Genomic DNA, 16,110 nt, shown 5'->3' with positions numbered 1-16,110 from the left:
GTGCTGCGATCAGTGAATTAGACAAAGGCTGGAACTTGGCAAGCAATGGTGCCAATGCAGGTGCAATCAAAGCGGGTGATACGGTAGATATCGGTGTAGCTGATCCAACAGATAGCAACTTAACAGCAACTAAGACAGGTAATAATGTTGCATTTGCTTTAAGTAAAGACTTGACTTTGGATAGCGTAACGACTGGTCAAATAGCAGTTGGAAATGTTGCTATCGATAGTACGACAAATACTATCAAAGGCTTAAGTAATAAAGACTTAACGGCTGCTGACTTTGCAACTCAAGGTCGTGCAGCGACTGAAGAACAATTACAACAAGTAATTAGCAACAATATTACAGAAGTTGTTGATGGTAATGGTAATAAAGTCAACATTATTGATCAGGTTGTAAATACTCAACCAGACAATAAAAATCAGGACTCTTTGTTCCTTACTTATGATAAGCAAGGTCAAGAAACGACTGATCGTTTGACGATTGCTCAGACTGTTCAGAAGATGAATACAGAAGGTGTGAAATTCTTCCATACCAATGCAGACACTTCTAAAGGTGATTTAGGTACGACAAATGACTCAAGTGCAGGTGGATTGAACTCAACTGCAATTGGTGTCAACGCGATCGTTGAAGCGGGTGCAGATAGTTCTGTTGCACTAGGTCACAACACGAAAGTTGCTGGCGCTCAGTCAATTGCGATTGGTAACGGTGCAGAAGCATTAGGTACTCAATCTATCAGCATCGGTACTGGTAACAAAGTGAATGGGGATCATTCAGGAGCAATTGGTGACCCAACGATTGTTGATGGCAGCAACAGTTACTCTGTGGGTAACAACAACCAAGTATTGACAGACGATACCTTTGTACTTGGAAACAATGTAACTCAAACAGTTGCTGGTTCAGTTGTTTTAGGTACGGGTTCGGCAGCGACTACAGGTGCTGATGTTGCAGGTTATACATTGTCAGCAGCAACTACAGCTGACAAAACTGCAATTAGCAACACTACATCTACAACTGGTGCAGTCGCAGTTGGTGATGCTGCAAATGGTATCTACCGTCAAATTACTGGCGTTGCGGCTGGTACAGCCGATGCAGATGTAGTTAACGTTGCTCAATTGAAAGCTGTCGGTAATCAAGTGGTTGAAACACAAACTGCACTTGTAGACAGCCTTGGTGGTAATGCGAAGGTAAATGCTGATGGTACGATCACAGGCCCAACTTATAATGTGGCTCAAGGTACTCAAACTAACGTTGGTGATGCATTAACAGCACTTGATCAAGCAATTGGCAATGCTGCAACCACGTCTAAAACAACAGTGTCAAATGGTGAAAACATTGTTGTGAATAAGACGAAAAATGCAGATGGTTCAGATAACTATGAAGTTTCAACTGCTAAGGACTTAACAGTCGATTCTATTGCAGCAGGTGATACTGTTCTGAACAATTCAGGCATTAACATTGGTAATAATGCTGTTGTATTAAACAACACTGGTTTAGTAATTGCAGGCGGTCCGAGTGTAACAACACAAGGAATCAATGCAGGTAATAAACAAATTACCAATGTTGCAGCAGGTACGAGTGCTACAGATGCTGTGAATAAGGGTCAATTAGACACAGCGATTAGCAATGTAAATAACAATGTTAATGAGCTTGCGAATAATGCGGTTAAATACGATGACGCAAATAAAGACAAAATCACATTAGGTGGTGCTAATGGCACAACCATCAGTAATGTAAAAGATGGTGAAGTTGCTCAAGGCTCTAAAGATGCTGTGAATGGCGGTCAGTTGTGGAATGTTCAACAACAAGTGAACCAAAACACAAGTGATATTTCTAACATCCAAACCAATATCGACAATATCAACAGTGGTAAATCTGGTCTTGTTCAACAACAAACACCAAATGGTGAAATCACAGTTGGTAAAGATACTGGTGGTACTACAGTAAATGTTGCAGGTAAAGATGGTGATCGTGTTGTAACTGGCGTTAAAGATGGTGCAATCAAAGCAGATTCTAAAGATGCGGTAAATGGTTCACAGTTGAATACAACGAACCAAAAAATTGTTGAGTATCTTGGTGGTGGAGCTGGGTATGACAATATTACGCAAAGCTTTACTAATCCTACATATAACGTAGGTGGTAAAGATTACAACAATGTTGGTGGTGCAGTAGATGCTTTAAATAAAGCAGATCAAGCATTGAATACCAAAATTGACAATGTAAGTAATCGTCTAGAGCAAGCGTTCTACTCAACAAACCAACGTATTGATGATGTAGAAAAACGTGCGAATGCGGGCATTGCGGCGGCAATGGCTTTAGAGACAGCACCATTCGTACCAGGTAAATATACGTATGCAGCAGGCGCTTCTTATCATGGTGGTGAAAATGCAGTGGGTGTGACCTTACGTAAAACTGCTGACAATGGACGTTGGTCAATCACAGGTGGTGTTGCAGCAGCATCACAAGGTGATCCAAGTGTACGTATCGGTATCAGCGGTGTAATCGACTAATTCATTGTCGAGGAGAGTCATCTGACTCTCCTAGCTTCCAACAGATTAAGAGAGTAAAAAATGAAAAATATGATAAAAGCATTAGTATTTGGGATGGTTTCTACGATAGCAATCACTGCAATTGCAGATGATGAAGTGGTTGTTCAGCAAGAGGAAATTAAATTTCCTACGGTTGAAAAAAGTTACCTTAAACAAGTACAGCGTTATGAATATGACAATGTTGCACGCTTAGATACAGGTTTAACTAAAGACCAAATTCGATATATTTTGGGCAATCCTCAATTTAGCGAAGGGGTATTTTTTGTCAAAACGTGGAACTATGTGTTAGATATTCGCCAACCAAATAGCCAAGATTATTTACGTTGCCAATTACGCGTAGACTTTGATAAAAAAAATCTATCTGAGCGCTTATTCTGGAAAGGGGAGGCTTGTGAAGGTTTAATGGCTTGGGGTGCAAACAATCAAGTACCAAATGATACGAATTTAGCTGGAGCAAGATCAGGAAGCGTATTCTTTGCATTTGATCGTTCAAATGCAAATGCAATCGAACAAGGTTCAAGTTCTGTGGCGGCAATTGCCGAGCGAATTAAGCAAAGCAATTCAACAGGTCCGATTACAGTTGCAGGGTTTGCTGATCCATTGGGTAAATTTTCATACAACCATCAACTTTCAGCTCAGCGAGCGAATACAGTAGCGAAGCTTTTGGTAAATGAAGGCATTGATGTAAATCGCATTCAAATCCAAGCCAATAGCCAAACTGATTTATACCAACAATGTGCTGGTAACAAAGCTAATAATCGTCTTGTTGGCTGTTTAGCTCCAAATCGACGTGTGAATGTTAGTTGGTAATTTATGTATCTGGAGAGTGTTTATAACTGTGCTATATTATCAAACGATTATAGTATAATAATCTTAAGAATGAACACTCTTCTGTTTATTATAAAGCAGCTTTTAAACACCTACAGTCAAGGTAGGCTGAAGTGAATAGTGGACTGCACCCAGTACCCTAGACATTGAAGTAGCTTCATTTTGAAGCTACTTCAATGTGAACCGTACCGGGTTTGTCGGAGACTTTTTTATTTAAGTTAGGCCACCTAACCTAACGGGTTAATCTTATCATAGTACATTGCTTCAAACTCAAAAGGCGATACATAACCCAGTGCACTGTGTACACGCTTTTTATTGAACCAATCTACCCAGTTTAGTGTCGCAAGTTGTACATCTGCTAAACCTTGCCAATCTGCTTTTAGATATTCAATCACCTCTGTTTTGTATAAGCCATTCACTGTTTCAGCCAAAGCATTATCGTATGAATCACCAGTCGTACCGACTGATGCTCGTAAATTTGCAGCTTCTAAACGATTGGTATAGCGAATGGAAAGATATTGCACACCTCTGTCGGAATGATGAATCACATTCTTTGGCATGCCTCGATCGTGCAATGCTTGCTCAAGTGCATCGAGTACCATATCTGTATTCATCCGTGTAGATACTTTCCATCCAACAATTGCTCGTGAGAACACATCAATAATAAAGGCGGTATAGACCCAGCCTGAATTTGTTTGAATATACGTAAAATCACTTACCCACAGTTGGTCAGGTCGATCAGCATTAAAATTACGTTTCACTAAATCATCTGCTCGTTTTTGGTCATCTCGGTTACGAGTAGTTTGTTTATTCTTACCACGCCAAACACCTTGTATACCTAACTTCTGCATCAATCGAGCAACTGTACAACGTGCAATAACATAGCCTTCACGTTTCAATTGTTGCCAGACCTTACGCACACCATATCGACCTGAACTTTCTTTCCAAATTCGTTGAATTTGTTCAGCATGATGCTCATCATGTAGATCTCGTTTCGCTCGATGTTCTGGATTGTCAGCAAGATCTAAAGTTCGGTAATAGGTTGAAGCTGCGATCGGTGTGTGAGAGTAAAAAAGTATCATACTAGGTTACTCTTAACCCTTTGATTTTAAATGGTAAGACCTAAGCTAAAAAAATAAAGACTCATACTGAAGCAATCCAACATGACCAACTAATTTTTTTTAAAGTAATAAAGTTTCATACTTATATGAAGCTTTAGGCTCAATGAGTTAATTTCATCTTATAAGTCTTATAAAAATTAAATAAACAAAAGATTACTTTGTAAGGCAGAAAACATTCTAAATTGGAATATCAATCGAATTAAAAGGATACTATTGGAAAATGAAAAAAACTTATATTCTTGCTTTGTCTTTATCTTTAATAACAGGACAGTTATACGCTGCTGATAGTAATACTGCTTCTCCTGAACCTGTAATCACCTATAATGCTTCTGTTGCTAATTCAATTGACAATATTGCTGAAAAGTTACGTGAATTTCAGAATAAAAACCCTGATGCTAGTGAAGCTGAATTAAATGAATATGCCGATTCTTTATTGAAAACAGAAGTAGTGCAAACTCCTGGGCGCTCATCCAGAGCTACAATTTCGTCTGTATATACCGATATGGACGGATATATAAATGGTTATCTAAATGCTCAAGAACAAGCACTTTATAATGCAAACCGAGCTAAGGGTTTACTATGTATCGCAAATGCCAAAACTGCTATAGATCTTACTAAAGCGAGATATGTAAATACTAGTTCAGTTATGCATAATGGAAATGGTGATGCATTTAGACATGCTGTTTGGAACTTTGGCATGACAATAGATGTGGGAGCCGATTTTGCAAAAAAATGGAGTGATGCACATGAATTCGGTTCTACAGGACAGCCTGCAACAGAACGGTCTATGGATATTTATAATAACTCGATAGGTATCAGTTTAGGGAAAAACAATCCTACGACGCTTTTACAATCATCATTTGCGAGTTTAACTCAAGCTCAAGTACGGGCAGGAAGATTGAAAATCATATCAAATGGGAATTTGGTATGGTCAAATTCAGTCGGTGAAAAATAAAAAAATTAGGATTTATAAGGTGGAATGTCTATGACTTTTAATAAAGGTATTTTATTAGGTGCTGCGAGTATATTTATAGTGGCTTGCTCACCTATGGAAAAAGATAATGGAACTATCACCGTAAATAACAAAACTGATAGTCCCGTTTATAATGTTAATTTTAAGTATGAAACATCAAAAAAAGTAGATGTTATTGGTGATTTAGCACCAAATGCTTCATATAAATATCAAATACAGTATTCAGATACTGAGGATTCAATAAGTATTAATTATACGGACAAAGATAAAAAACTTCATTCTGAGTCTGTAGTAGCATATTCTGCTAAATATGATAAAGAAAATCTTATATTTGATATCAAATAGATATATCAAATTAATTTAAAAAACCACTGGAAAGTGGTTTTTTGTAGAATTAAAAAATTTATGGATAATAGAATATTAAACACTATTACTTAGTATGAAACTTTTTTACTCTCATACATAAGCACTTTTTAAAGGAAACTTTATCGACTCAAATCTCTATTTGCAACAGTGCCGTTATTCACCGGTTTTTAAATAACGGTATACCGCTTGGCGACTAATTCCAAATGCCTGACCTAATGCCATTTTTGAAGGGTATTTCCCTTCATTCCATGCTTGTCGTAAAGCTTCAGCTTGATCAGGCTTCAATTTATGTACCCGGCCTTTGTACTTCCCTTGAGCAGAGGCTAATTTAATTCCTTCCTTTTGCCGTTCTAAAATGATCTCACGTTCGAACTGGGCAAAAGCACCCATCAATTGCAGCATCAAATTATCCATCGGGGTAGATTGAGCGGTAAAAGTAATATTTTCTTTTACAAACTGGATGGCGATCCCTCTTTTAACCAGTTTATCTACTTCAGTGACCAAATCTTTCAGGCTTCGCGCAAAACGATCCATGGAATGTACTATCACCCTGTCCCCTTCCCGGACATAGTTCAACATTTCTTGAAATTTCGGTCGGTCGGTATTTTTACCTGAAGCACGATCAACAAAAATCCGGTCGACTTCAGTTCCCTCAAGTTGACGTCCCGTATTTTGCTCGACCGAACTCACCCGGACATAGCCTACTTTTTGACCTTTCATTCTTTTATGCCCCAATTGGATAAAAATGAACAATTTCGTAAATTATAAATCTTTAATATCAAAGTTACATGTTACATATGGTTAAAAATCATTTAAATGTTACATGGTTTTAAGAACTTTTATAATGTTATCTTAGGGTATAGTCTAATATTACAAATATCAATAAGAAGATACTTTGATTTTTAAATCTCTGAGCAAAATCATTTACAAACTCACATACACAAAGTATGTTTATAAAACACAAAACTGAACCATAGTTTGTGTTCTCTAGTGGTTAATGGTAATGATTATTACCATTAGTGAAGCGCCCAGTTTTTCAAATTGGGCGTTTTAATTAATAATTAAAATTCAATAAATTTCATTTAGTTAAATTAAAAAATACTGAATAAAATGACTACGCATTCTTGTTCATAGTCTATCACTCATTCCTTCTTCCAATAGCCCATCAATAATTAAATTACATGGCTAATTTTGCAAATACCTTCAGTTTTAATGGAAACACTAGAAAAGATTCAATATAAGTTTAGCAAGACAAAACTGGTACTTGGAGCAAGTATGCTACCCAATAGGACATGGAAGATGACCAGAGATAAGTTGACGCATAACTACTTTAAGTGGGATCAACTCTGGGTTGTGAAATAGAGATGATCCCCTATTAAATGCACAATTATAGTTTCTAATTAGTTTTAATTTAGTTTCAATTAAATATTAAAAAACAACTAAAATCTGTAAGATATATTCCATATGTGCATTAAGCAGGAATTCCTTAATGAAAGAATTCCTGCTTAATGCAATCAATTACTTATGAATGTCGAGAGTTGGCTTCATCATACACAGCATTGTTTTCACGTCTGCCTACGGCAATGACGATGAAAATAACCTCATCATCAATCACTTCATAAACCAAACGATAACCAACACTGCGAAGTTTGATCTTGTAGCGGTTAGGATGTCCTGGGAGCTTATTCTTGGGAATGCGAGGATTCTCTAGTACCTTGATCAGTTTCTTCTTCAATGGTTGCTTAATACTTGGATTAAGCTTTTTCCATTCTGCTAATGCTTCTTCTAAAAAGTCTAACTTATAGGTCATCAATATTTACTCGAATGCGTTTTTGATTCGCACGAGCATCTGCAATTTTGTTGAGTTCCAGGTCTTCCAGTTGTTCCATCATGGTTTCATACAAATCAGCCGGAACACAGTAAAACGCTGGTATATTACGATTAAGGATCGCTACAGGTTCACCTTTACCTGCTAACACTGTATCCATCGGACTCTTTTTGAGTTCAGTAATACTTGCAGTCATTCGTGCATGGATTAATTGAGTCATAGTTAGGCCTTTATAAAGTTAAGTGTTTGCAGTTTGGGTTGAATCACTACAAGTAGGTTCGGGTAGCTAATCTCAGCATACCTCTCTAATGTGCATCTTAATTTGATAAGTAGGGTTGAATCAGTGACGAGGAGCATCTTTGCAAGATAAGGCATCGCTGAACGAAATACCTTTAACCACTTACGATGTTGCTCAATAATATCTATAGGTTGTTGCATCTCTAGCTCAGCTAACCCAGGAGCTACGTCAAGATCACACCATGAAAGTATCTTTAGAGCTTTTTCTAATGTAGTAGTTTTAGTTACCTGCCACTCTTCCTCTCTTTCATCCATCAAATCGAATAGATGTCTGAGTTCCTGCATACGAACTTCATCCTCTCGTTTCAAACGAGATTTTTCAGTCATATTCCAAACAGTATCAGAATTCATAGATTCTCCTATTCAACGCTATGACTATAGCATTCCTAGAAGCACATTTAAAGATGCGATTAAAAAAACCATAATGAGTACTTTTCGCTACTCGATAAACGGTAGAAACTCCACAACCAACTGCTTTAGCTATTTCATCCTTGGTCATGTTCCGACATGATATAGGTCTAACAAATACAATAAAGCCCTTAATCATTAAGGGCTTTTCCACACGCAAATCACAACCAATTAAAAACTAAATTAGTTTTATATTAGTTTCAAATTAGTTAATTTTCTTCACTAAGTTTCTTCAGAGCAAATCTGATAATTCCATTATGGGTTTGACCATATTTTTCAGCTAACTCAGCCAATAGCTGATACTCATATTCGTTCATTGGAATCGTATGCGTCTTAAATTTTCGAGGTGCTTTGGGATCTAGTTTTTGAGTAGTCTGCTCATTTGCCCCATTGATGAATGCGTCAATTTCGGGTGATGAAGGCTTCGTAATTTCTCTTTTCTTAATCACGCTAAAAGCTCCTTCATAAATGATTCAAACTCTTCGATTGCTTTTGGATTATTTGATTCAACAACACCTTTCCCTTCAGCAGTAACATCACGATAAACCTTCCTGTCATGAATTACTGACGACAACGCTGTGAATAATGGAAAATCCGCCAGGTAATCATTTGCTTGTTGTACTTCAGATACAGATGGATTGGTTGGTGCCAGCGTTAATAAACCAAATGGTTTTAAGTCTTCATTAAATGACTTGGCTTGATCTATGACTTCAGAGAGATGAGGTAAAGTATCAAGATCGAACTGTGATGGTCTAAATGGTACTACAAGGTAATGAGCTGTTAGCATTGCTGTTCTAAGCTCTTTACTATCATGTCCAGCCACATCAACAATCACATAGTTATAACGGCTATCCAGGTCTTTCAGTGTGTTCTTGATGTCACCATAGCGTTGAACACAATGAACTTTTGGCAGATCAGTTTCATCTCTGTCTTTTACCCAATTAGCTGAACTTTGTTGAGGATCTGCATCAACTAATACTATGTCTTTCTTATGTTTAGCAAGATATGCTGCAATGTTGATGGCTATTGTTGATTTACCACATCCGCCTTTTTGACTTCCAATTAAGATAATCATTTTACTTGTAATTTGTAACTAATTTGAATTCAATATAGTTTTATTTTTCATTGGTGTAAATACTTACTTAAAAAATCTTGTTGTCCATTGATTTAGTATTAGTCTACATTTTCCCACCTAAATTAGGGTTATACTTCATGCTAATTCATCACTGTAAATGGATACTCGTAAAACAAGAAATTCTCTTAAATTTTTAAGCAATAACATTTTTATTTTTAAATAATTTTAATATTTTTATTTTTAAATCCTCTGTAAGCCTTATCTAGAAAGTGTTTGAGAGCTTATTAGTCTACATTTTCCCACCTTTAAGTCTACATTTTCCCACCTTTAAGTCTACATTTTCCCACCTTTAAGTCTACATTTTCCCACCTTGTGCCTACACTGTTTGTTAGTGTATGCTAATCTGATAATTACATGGGGAAGTCTCAGTGAAAAATGAGCTCGTAGTTAAAGATAATGCGTTAATTAATGCTAGCTATAATTTAGACACAACGGAACAACGATTGATTTTATTGGCAATTGTCCAAGCGAGAGAGTTAAGTAAGCATGTGGATGCTAATAGCACGCTAGAGGTTCATGCTCATCATTACATGAAGCAGTTCAACGTCGATAAACATGCAGCCTATGAGGGGCTTAAAAACGCAGCTAGCAACCTATTTGAGCGCAAATTCAGTTACAAGGGTATCCATGAGGGGACTCAACAGGAAAAGATAGTGAAATCACGTTGGGTTTCCAAAATAGCCTATGTTGATTCAGCCGGGATTGTAGAGCTCACTTTTGCACCTGATGTCATACCCTTGATTACACAGTTAGAGAAGTCTTTCACTGCTTATGAGCTGAAACAGATTAGCTCTCTTACAAGCAAATATGCAATTCGTCTTTACGAGTTACTGATTCAATGGCGTAGTGTTGGTAAGACACCTATGTTTGCGTTAGATGACTTTCGCTTTAAGCTTGGATTAGCAGAGAGTGACTATGTCAAAATGGCGAACTTCAAAGCCAGGGTACTCGATACAGCATTAAACCAAATTAATGAATTAACAGATATCATTGCTTCTTATGAGCAACATAAAAATGGACGTGTGATTAGTGGCTTCTCATTTACGTTCACAACAAAGCAGCAACCTAAGGAAGTCACTCACACCAAAGCCAAGAAGCTAACGGATAAGCAGATTCAATTTTTTGCCAACAAGCTAGCTCACCATGACCCATTTGCAAGCCAAAAAGCTGCAGTAGGGGAAAGCTATGCTGATCTAGAAAAAAGGCTTCTAATTGAATTAGAGGATGTTCAAAATGTTAGAAAGTATTCTGGTGTTCTAAAAGAGTTGGGATTAGAAGTTTAATGGTGAAATAAAATTAGTTGTTAAGTGAAACTAATTTGGTTTTACTTTGGTTTTGTTTTAGTTCTAATTTAAGTTAAGCTTTATAAAATCATATTTCAAACTATTTATGTAACAAAGCTAAATCCCTACTTCCTCTCGGATTGAGCAAAGCGAAAACCTAAGCTTTCGAAAGTCATGTCCTTGATTTAAATGGCAAAACCTGACATTGAAATAATTCTAAAATTAATCCATGCCAAAGCAGCAAGAAGTGGATTCAGGTTGGTATATCAATTTTTACTGATTTAAAAAATCACTGACGTATTTTTAAGTCAGTGATCAAACTTTTTTTTAAAAATCCCAACTTTTGGAGAATCATTTTTTTTTTATTTGTTAATGTCCGTTACTGAGTACACGTCGAGGACATATAGCTGATTACTTAATGAATAGTGAGTGAGCTATAGACCTGACTGTATTCAAAAATATTGCTTCAGAAGTTAAAGTCTCATAAATAAAAAACCCCAATAGCTAAATCTTGTGGCGGAACTAGCTATCGAGGTCTGAAATACAGGAACATTGTAACGTGTTCAAAAATAATATACACGACTTTTTATTGAATCTAGGTTACGAAACTAAGAAATTACCGTTTCAATTTGTACCAGAAAAGCATTATCGCATCCCAAGCATCGGAAAAAGTCAAAAAAACCGATCCACTGACGTTGTTTTGAAATCCAATGGCACGTATTTAATTTACGATCATGCTACTGGTGAAAGCCATTCATTCAATCCTGAATGGTCACAGATCAAAGCCGAGCGTGATGCAGCCCAGATTGAAAAGCGCCGTTTTGAAATTGAGCAGCAGCGCAAAGCTGAAGTTCTAGCCAAAATCATTCAATTCAAAACAAAAGCCAATGAAGCCAAAACAATTTGGGATCAGGCCCAACATTGTGCAGATCATCCATACATGGCCGTTGCAGGCATTAAGCCAATTAATGCGCGAACAATGCCAGTGGTTAGAACTTCAGGCGGTCAGACGTTCACTGATCCGTTAATTATTCCATTGTTTGATGTTCATACGCATGAAATCGTGAATCTGCAATTCATCACGCCAGATGGGGAAAAACGGCCATTATCAGGCGCTCAAAGTAAAAATTATTACTTTGTGATTGAAGGTACAGAGCCGACAATTTTTGTTGAAGGTTACAAGGATGCTTGCAATGTGCATCACGCCAACGGACGGCGCGTCATTGCATGTATCACTGCTGACAAGATCAAAGAGGTCTATCCAGTCTTAGGAAAGCAACAGGACGCTATTCTTTCCGACAACGACAACAAAGCAAAGCTCAATGATGATGAATCCAGAAAGGTTCTCTATTCACTGAAGCAGATCACTGCTCACGGGAAAGGTCATAAAGTTGCAACCGAACTTGGTGCAAAGTTTTATCTAGCATCTGTACTTGGTTCTGATGCAGGTAGCTTGTCGCATGATCAGATCAATGCACTGCTTAATGATAAAGCCACTTCAGAGCTGCCAATTTTTGACGTTTGGTCACAGTTAAAAGATCAGCATTGCGGTATTGATGCAAAATTATTGCTTAGTGCGCTGACAGATGAAAAAGATGCTCATCAATGCGCCATTTTGGCTTATCAGTACATGATTAAGAACTCGGTGCATGTTCCATATAGAAAAAGCCTAATCGAGCTTAGAAACGAAATAGAGCCGTTTTGCGTGGGCCGTGTTCATCCTGTCACTTTGGATAATATTGTTCTATATGTTCACAAAAGAATTGAGTTCATCAAGACACAAGGTCTAACGGCGGTCACGATTCAAGATTATAAAAATCATAATGTAATTAAATTAGATTCATTGGATCAGTTTAAGCCGAATTATCGCGGTGCGTACCTAATCAAAGCGCCAACAGGATCGGGAAAAACGCAAAAAGTCGGACGACCTTTCCGCAATTGGTGCGACTCAAGCGGTTATTCATTCTTAACAATTGCACATTTGCGTAGTTTGATCCGTGAAATGGCTTCACGTTTGAATACAGCCCATTATGACGATGAGAAAAAAGGCATAGCAGAAGCGCGTAAAATCGGTCTGGATGCTGCTTTAAGTCACTCGATTGAATCACTGTCTGTCTGTCTGCCAAGTCTGGCGAATGAGCTATTCAAGCCATTTATTAAGAACTGCAAGCATGTGTTCATTGATGAGATCAGCCAAGTGATCGAAACTTTCAACAGTGACAAACTATTCAAAAGAACCGACATTGAACACGTTTATCAGTTGCTAAAGATCATCATTAAGAATGCTGAGTGTGTCATTGTTGCGGATGCCAATATTAACCAACAGACGTTGGATTTTATCGAGTCATGCCGAGTGGGTGAAAAGCTGAATATTGTTGAGGTTGATCCAAAGAACGAAAACAAAACGGCTCACTTGTATAACAGTTTTGCAGAGTTGCAGAGCTTCATGCTGCAACGGGTCATGGTCGAAAATCAAAACGTATGGATTACATGCGATTCAAAGAGCCACGTTCAAACGCTGCAAGCCATTCTCAATGATTTGGACGTTAAAAACATTGCAATTGTCGGGAACGAAAACGTAAAAAAAGAAACAGCCGAATTTCTGAAGAATCCCGAAGCTGAATCTTTGAATTATCAAGTTGTCATTTCTACAAGTGCAATCGCTTCAGGCGTATCAATTGAGCATGATCATTTTGATTTTGTTGCTGGATTCTTTACGGGTTCAAGTGTTCAGCCTACTGATGCTTATCAGATGCTTGGACGGGTTCGCCAGTGCAAAGAGTTCCACATATACGCGGATCAGAGCAGACGCTATGTGATGGATGTTTTAGACGCATTACAAGGAAAGCAACAGGCCAGTGCATTAGAAGGATCAAAAGCTAAAATCACAGAGTTCTCATTATTTAAAACAGAACTTGAAAAGGTACGTGAAACGCGCCGTTCCAATTTCGCCAATAATCTGATTTGGATTCTGGAAAGCAAAAAGTTCGCTGTTAAACGTGTGCAGCAGTTTGATACTTCAGGTCATGCAGAGATATTCAAGTACACCAAGGCCAAGATCAAGGCGGATCATCAAGAACGGATTAAAAACGCTTACAAGATTGATGCAGATACAGCGCAAAGACTTCAGCGCAAAGACTTCCTGTCTGATCCTGAAGCATACGCCCTACAAGCTCATGAAATGCGAATGAAGTTAGGACTTCAGCATGATGCAGAGTTGAATGATCAGCACTTTGATATTGATTTAGGTCAATTGATACGTTTTAACGCCTTTATGGGCCGTTTTAAGACAAGCCAAGATAAGGCCAAAGACTTAGCAGTTAGACGATACCGCGAAGCTATGGGGAAAGTTTACAGACTGGCCTTCGATGGTGTGAACATGCAGCCGAATGCAGTATTCACAGAAACAGGTGCCAAAGCACTTATTCAGCAGATCACAAAATACAGATTGCTGCTTGCTGCCATTGGTGCAATCCCAACTCGTTTCGGTGTGCCGTCATGGAAAGCGTCCGAATATTCATCCAGGGATTTAAACGAGATTCTGAAGCATATCGGCATCAGTTACAGACGTTGCAGAAATCCATTTAAGCCACATGAGAAAAGAAAAATAAGTGTGCAGATGCCCCATAATCTATATATAAGAATAGAGCCATCTGCACAGATAACGGATGATTTTGCTTATAAGATTGATGCGGAAAAATTCAGCGTGATGCAGCAGCTTTGTGATTCTCTATTCAATGCCAGTGAACAGCAGATCACGACTGAAGATATGCAGCAGTTTGCTGATGTTGTCGCTTCAGTCGGGAAGCCTGACTTTGTTTCTGATGTTGTTTCTTTGGATGAGGTGCAGATTGATATTGCATCCGTTGCAGTCGTAACCACAGCAACAGAACAGCAGCTTGCTATTGAGCCATGCAATGACGCGGTATTCATTGATGTGATGCAGGAGCTTATGCGGTCAGACTTAACCCTTGCTGATTTGTACCGTTTGAAAGATTACGCAGGGGACTGTTCTAAATTTTGTGTAAGTACTTAATTTTCATTTATCCTTCAGAGGATAATTACAAAAGGTACTTCACATGGATGAAGCAACAATCAAAAGTATGGCTGCCGAATTGGCTAAAGGTCTAAAAACACCAGAAGACTTAAACCAAATGACAGCAGTCTTTAAAAAATTCATGATTGAAACTGCACTCAATACTGAACTTTCAGACCATCTCGGTTATGAAAAGCATCAGCCCAAGAAAGGCTCAAATAGCCGTAATGGGTTTAGTTCTAAAACCATTACAACTCAAGATGGACAACTGGCTTTAGATATTCCCCGTGATCGAGAAGGTTCATTTGAGCCACAAATTATCAAAAAGCACCAAACACGCATCACCAGTATGGATGACCAAATCCTCTCACTGTATGCAAAAGGAATGACTAATAGGGAAATTGTAGCCTTCTTCAAAGAAATGTACGATGCCGATGTGTCAGCATCTCTCATCAGCAAAGTTACCGATGCTGTGATTGAGCAAGTGACTGAGTGGCAAAATAGAGCCTTAGATAGCCTTTATCCTGTTGTCTATCTTGACTGTATTGTTGTCAAAGTCCGTCAGCACTCCAATGTGATTAACAAGTCCGTATACCTTGCTTTAGGCATCAATATGGATGGGCAAAAAGAATTACTGGGTATGTGGATTGCTCAGACAGAAGGTGCCAAATTCTGGCTGTCAGTCATGACAGAGCTAAAAAATCGAGGAGTACAGGACATTCTTGTTGCCTGTGTAGATGGATTAAAAGGCTTCCCTGACGCGATAGCCTCTGTTTACCCTCATACTGATATTCAACTGTGTATCGTGCATGTTGTACGCAATAGCCTGAGATTTGTAAGCTGGAAAGACTACAAAGCTGTTACGTCGGGTCTGAAAGCGATTTATCAGGCAAGTACAGAGGAAAATGCTTTAAAATCCCTAGACATCTTCTGTGATCAATGGAATCACCAGTATCCCAAAATTGGAGAATCCTGGCGGGCCAATTGGGAAAATATCCGAACGATCTTTAGCTATCCAGCCGAAATACGTCATGCAATTTATACAACAAATGCGATTGAGTCGTTGAATAGCGTAATACGCCATTCAACGAAGAAAAGGAAAATCTTTTCATCTGATGACTCAGTAAAGAAGGTCATTTACTTAGCAACATCAAATGCTGCGAAGAAATGGACGATGCCAATTCAAAATTGGCGTTTAGCAATGAATTGGTTTACGATTCAGTTCGATGATCGATTAAAAGATCATTTATAAAAAATGGAACTTACACAAAATAATTTACAGGCTC

The 16,110-nt window shown here is 38.1% G+C and carries 13 protein-coding genes and 3 pseudogenes; 8 read left to right on the top strand and 8 right to left on the bottom strand.

Features of this window, described 5'->3' with window-relative positions; genetic code table 11:
• Positions 1-2,510 (top strand): YadA-like family protein (locus MKL51_RS04110; protein WP_272540186.1); only part of this gene is annotated, 2,510 nt, incomplete at its 5' end.
• A 60-nt stretch (positions 2,511-2,570) separates the two neighbouring features.
• The gene (tpgA, locus tag MKL51_RS04105) at positions 2,571-3,359 is read left to right on the top strand and encodes a trimeric autotransporter adhesin/peptidogylcan-associated protein TpgA (RefSeq protein WP_068558565.1); all 789 of its coding nucleotides are present in this window, start codon (positions 2,571-2,573) and stop codon (positions 3,357-3,359) included.
• 245 nt (positions 3,360-3,604) lie between these two features.
• On the opposite strand, the pseudogene MKL51_RS04100 reads toward tpgA, so the two are convergent.
• Positions 3,605-4,435, bottom strand: a pseudogene (locus tag MKL51_RS04100) (IS3 family transposase); the annotation flags it as partial.
• Between the two features lie 283 nt (positions 4,436-4,718).
• Between MKL51_RS04100 and MKL51_RS04095 the strand changes: the two are divergent.
• On the top strand, positions 4,719-5,453 hold the full coding sequence (locus MKL51_RS04095; protein WP_071211297.1) for a DUF6973 domain-containing protein: 735 nt from the start codon (positions 4,719-4,721) through the stop codon (positions 5,451-5,453).
• A 30-nt stretch (positions 5,454-5,483) separates the two neighbouring features.
• Positions 5,484-5,816 carry a hypothetical protein gene (locus tag MKL51_RS04090; RefSeq protein ID WP_005253224.1) on the top strand — a complete coding sequence of 111 codons (333 nt, stop codon included), beginning with the start codon at positions 5,484-5,486 and terminating at the stop codon, positions 5,814-5,816.
• A 174-nt stretch (positions 5,817-5,990) separates the two neighbouring features.
• On the opposite strand, the gene MKL51_RS04085 is transcribed toward MKL51_RS04090, so the two are convergent.
• On the bottom strand, positions 5,991-6,557 hold the full coding sequence (locus MKL51_RS04085; protein WP_004282045.1) for a recombinase family protein: 567 nt from the start codon (positions 6,555-6,557) through the stop codon (positions 5,991-5,993).
• A 489-nt stretch (positions 6,558-7,046) separates the two neighbouring features.
• On the opposite strand from MKL51_RS04085, the pseudogene MKL51_RS04080 reads away from it, so the two are divergent.
• A pseudogene (locus MKL51_RS04080) lies at positions 7,047-7,199 on the top strand (DUF4113 domain-containing protein); the annotation flags it as partial.
• Between the two features lie 160 nt (positions 7,200-7,359).
• On the opposite strand, the gene MKL51_RS04075 reads toward MKL51_RS04080, so the two are convergent.
• The 6 genes and pseudogenes from MKL51_RS04075 to MKL51_RS04050 all read right to left on the bottom strand — a co-directional run bounded on the left by MKL51_RS04075 (position 7,360) and on the right by MKL51_RS04050 (position 9,445).
• The gene (locus MKL51_RS04075; protein WP_065996230.1) at positions 7,360-7,647 is read right to left on the bottom strand and encodes a type II toxin-antitoxin system RelE family toxin; all 288 of its coding nucleotides are present in this window, start codon (positions 7,645-7,647) and stop codon (positions 7,360-7,362) included.
• Positions 7,637-7,885 carry a type II toxin-antitoxin system Phd/YefM family antitoxin gene (locus MKL51_RS04070; protein ID WP_005130375.1) on the bottom strand — a complete coding sequence of 83 codons (249 nt, stop codon included), beginning with the start codon at positions 7,883-7,885 and terminating at the stop codon, positions 7,637-7,639. The genes MKL51_RS04075 and MKL51_RS04070 overlap by 11 nt, the downstream gene beginning before the upstream one ends.
• 2 nt (positions 7,886-7,887) lie before the next feature.
• Positions 7,888-8,313 (bottom strand): hypothetical protein, encoded by a 426-nt coding sequence (locus MKL51_RS04065; RefSeq protein ID WP_065996232.1) that lies wholly within the window; start codon positions 8,311-8,313, stop codon positions 7,888-7,890.
• An 82-nt stretch (positions 8,314-8,395) separates the two neighbouring features.
• Positions 8,396-8,476, bottom strand: a pseudogene (locus MKL51_RS04060) (helix-turn-helix domain-containing protein); the annotation flags it as partial.
• Positions 8,477-8,579: 103 nt separating this feature from the next.
• A complete protein-coding gene (locus tag MKL51_RS04055) occupies positions 8,580-8,819 on the bottom strand; it encodes a hypothetical protein (protein WP_005130377.1) in 240 nt (79 codons plus the stop codon).
• Positions 8,816-9,445 carry an AAA family ATPase gene (locus tag MKL51_RS04050; protein WP_005130378.1) on the bottom strand — a complete coding sequence of 210 codons (630 nt, stop codon included), beginning with the start codon at positions 9,443-9,445 and terminating at the stop codon, positions 8,816-8,818. The genes MKL51_RS04055 and MKL51_RS04050 overlap by 4 nt, the downstream gene beginning before the upstream one ends.
• Positions 9,446-9,873: 428 nt before the next feature.
• Between MKL51_RS04050 and repM the strand changes: the two genes are divergently transcribed.
• The 3 genes from repM to MKL51_RS04035 all read left to right on the top strand — a co-directional run bounded on the left by repM (position 9,874) and on the right by MKL51_RS04035 (position 16,076).
• Positions 9,874-10,788, top strand: a complete 915-nt coding sequence (gene repM / locus MKL51_RS04045; protein ID WP_004843977.1) for a replication initiation protein RepM — start codon at positions 9,874-9,876, stop codon at positions 10,786-10,788.
• A 559-nt stretch (positions 10,789-11,347) separates the two neighbouring features.
• Positions 11,348-14,824, top strand: coding sequence for a plasmid replication protein, CyRepA1 family (locus MKL51_RS04040; protein WP_270904178.1), 3,477 nt, complete (start codon positions 11,348-11,350; stop codon positions 14,822-14,824).
• A 43-nt stretch (positions 14,825-14,867) separates the two neighbouring features.
• Positions 14,868-16,076, top strand: coding sequence for an IS256-like element ISAba26 family transposase (locus MKL51_RS04035; protein WP_000343018.1), 1,209 nt, complete (start codon positions 14,868-14,870; stop codon positions 16,074-16,076).
• Positions 16,077-16,110 lie beyond the last annotated feature (34 nt).

The sequence above is a fragment of the Acinetobacter sp. AOR18_HL genome, from assembly GCF_027855145.1.
GTDB classification, from domain to species: Bacteria; Pseudomonadota; Gammaproteobacteria; order Pseudomonadales; family Moraxellaceae; genus Acinetobacter; species Acinetobacter pittii.
Note: the sequence above shows the minus strand (reverse complement) of the source record. Positions and strands in the feature narration are given on the sequence as shown.

Bases quoted from the DNA above. Each gene is read 5' to 3' on its own strand.
- tpgA (WP_068558565.1), top strand. From the start codon at position 2,571: ATGAAAAATATGATAAAAGCATTAGTATTTGGGATGGTTTCTACGATA.
- MKL51_RS04095 (WP_071211297.1), top strand. From the start codon at position 4,719: ATGAAAAAAACTTATATTCTTGCTTTGTCTTTATCTTTAATAACAGGA.
- MKL51_RS04090 (WP_005253224.1), top strand. From the start codon at position 5,484: ATGACTTTTAATAAAGGTATTTTATTAGGTGCTGCGAGTATATTTATA.
- MKL51_RS04085 (WP_004282045.1), bottom strand. From the start codon at position 6,557: ATGAAAGGTCAAAAAGTAGGCTATGTCCGGGTGAGTTCGGTCGAGCAA.
- MKL51_RS04075 (WP_065996230.1), bottom strand. From the start codon at position 7,647: ATGACCTATAAGTTAGACTTTTTAGAAGAAGCATTAGCAGAATGGAAA.
- MKL51_RS04070 (WP_005130375.1), bottom strand. From the start codon at position 7,885: ATGACTCAATTAATCCATGCACGAATGACTGCAAGTATTACTGAACTC.
- MKL51_RS04065 (WP_065996232.1), bottom strand. From the start codon at position 8,313: ATGAATTCTGATACTGTTTGGAATATGACTGAAAAATCTCGTTTGAAA.
- MKL51_RS04050 (WP_005130378.1), bottom strand. From the start codon at position 9,445: ATGATTATCTTAATTGGAAGTCAAAAAGGCGGATGTGGTAAATCAACA.
- MKL51_RS04035 (WP_000343018.1), top strand. From the start codon at position 14,868: ATGGATGAAGCAACAATCAAAAGTATGGCTGCCGAATTGGCTAAAGGT.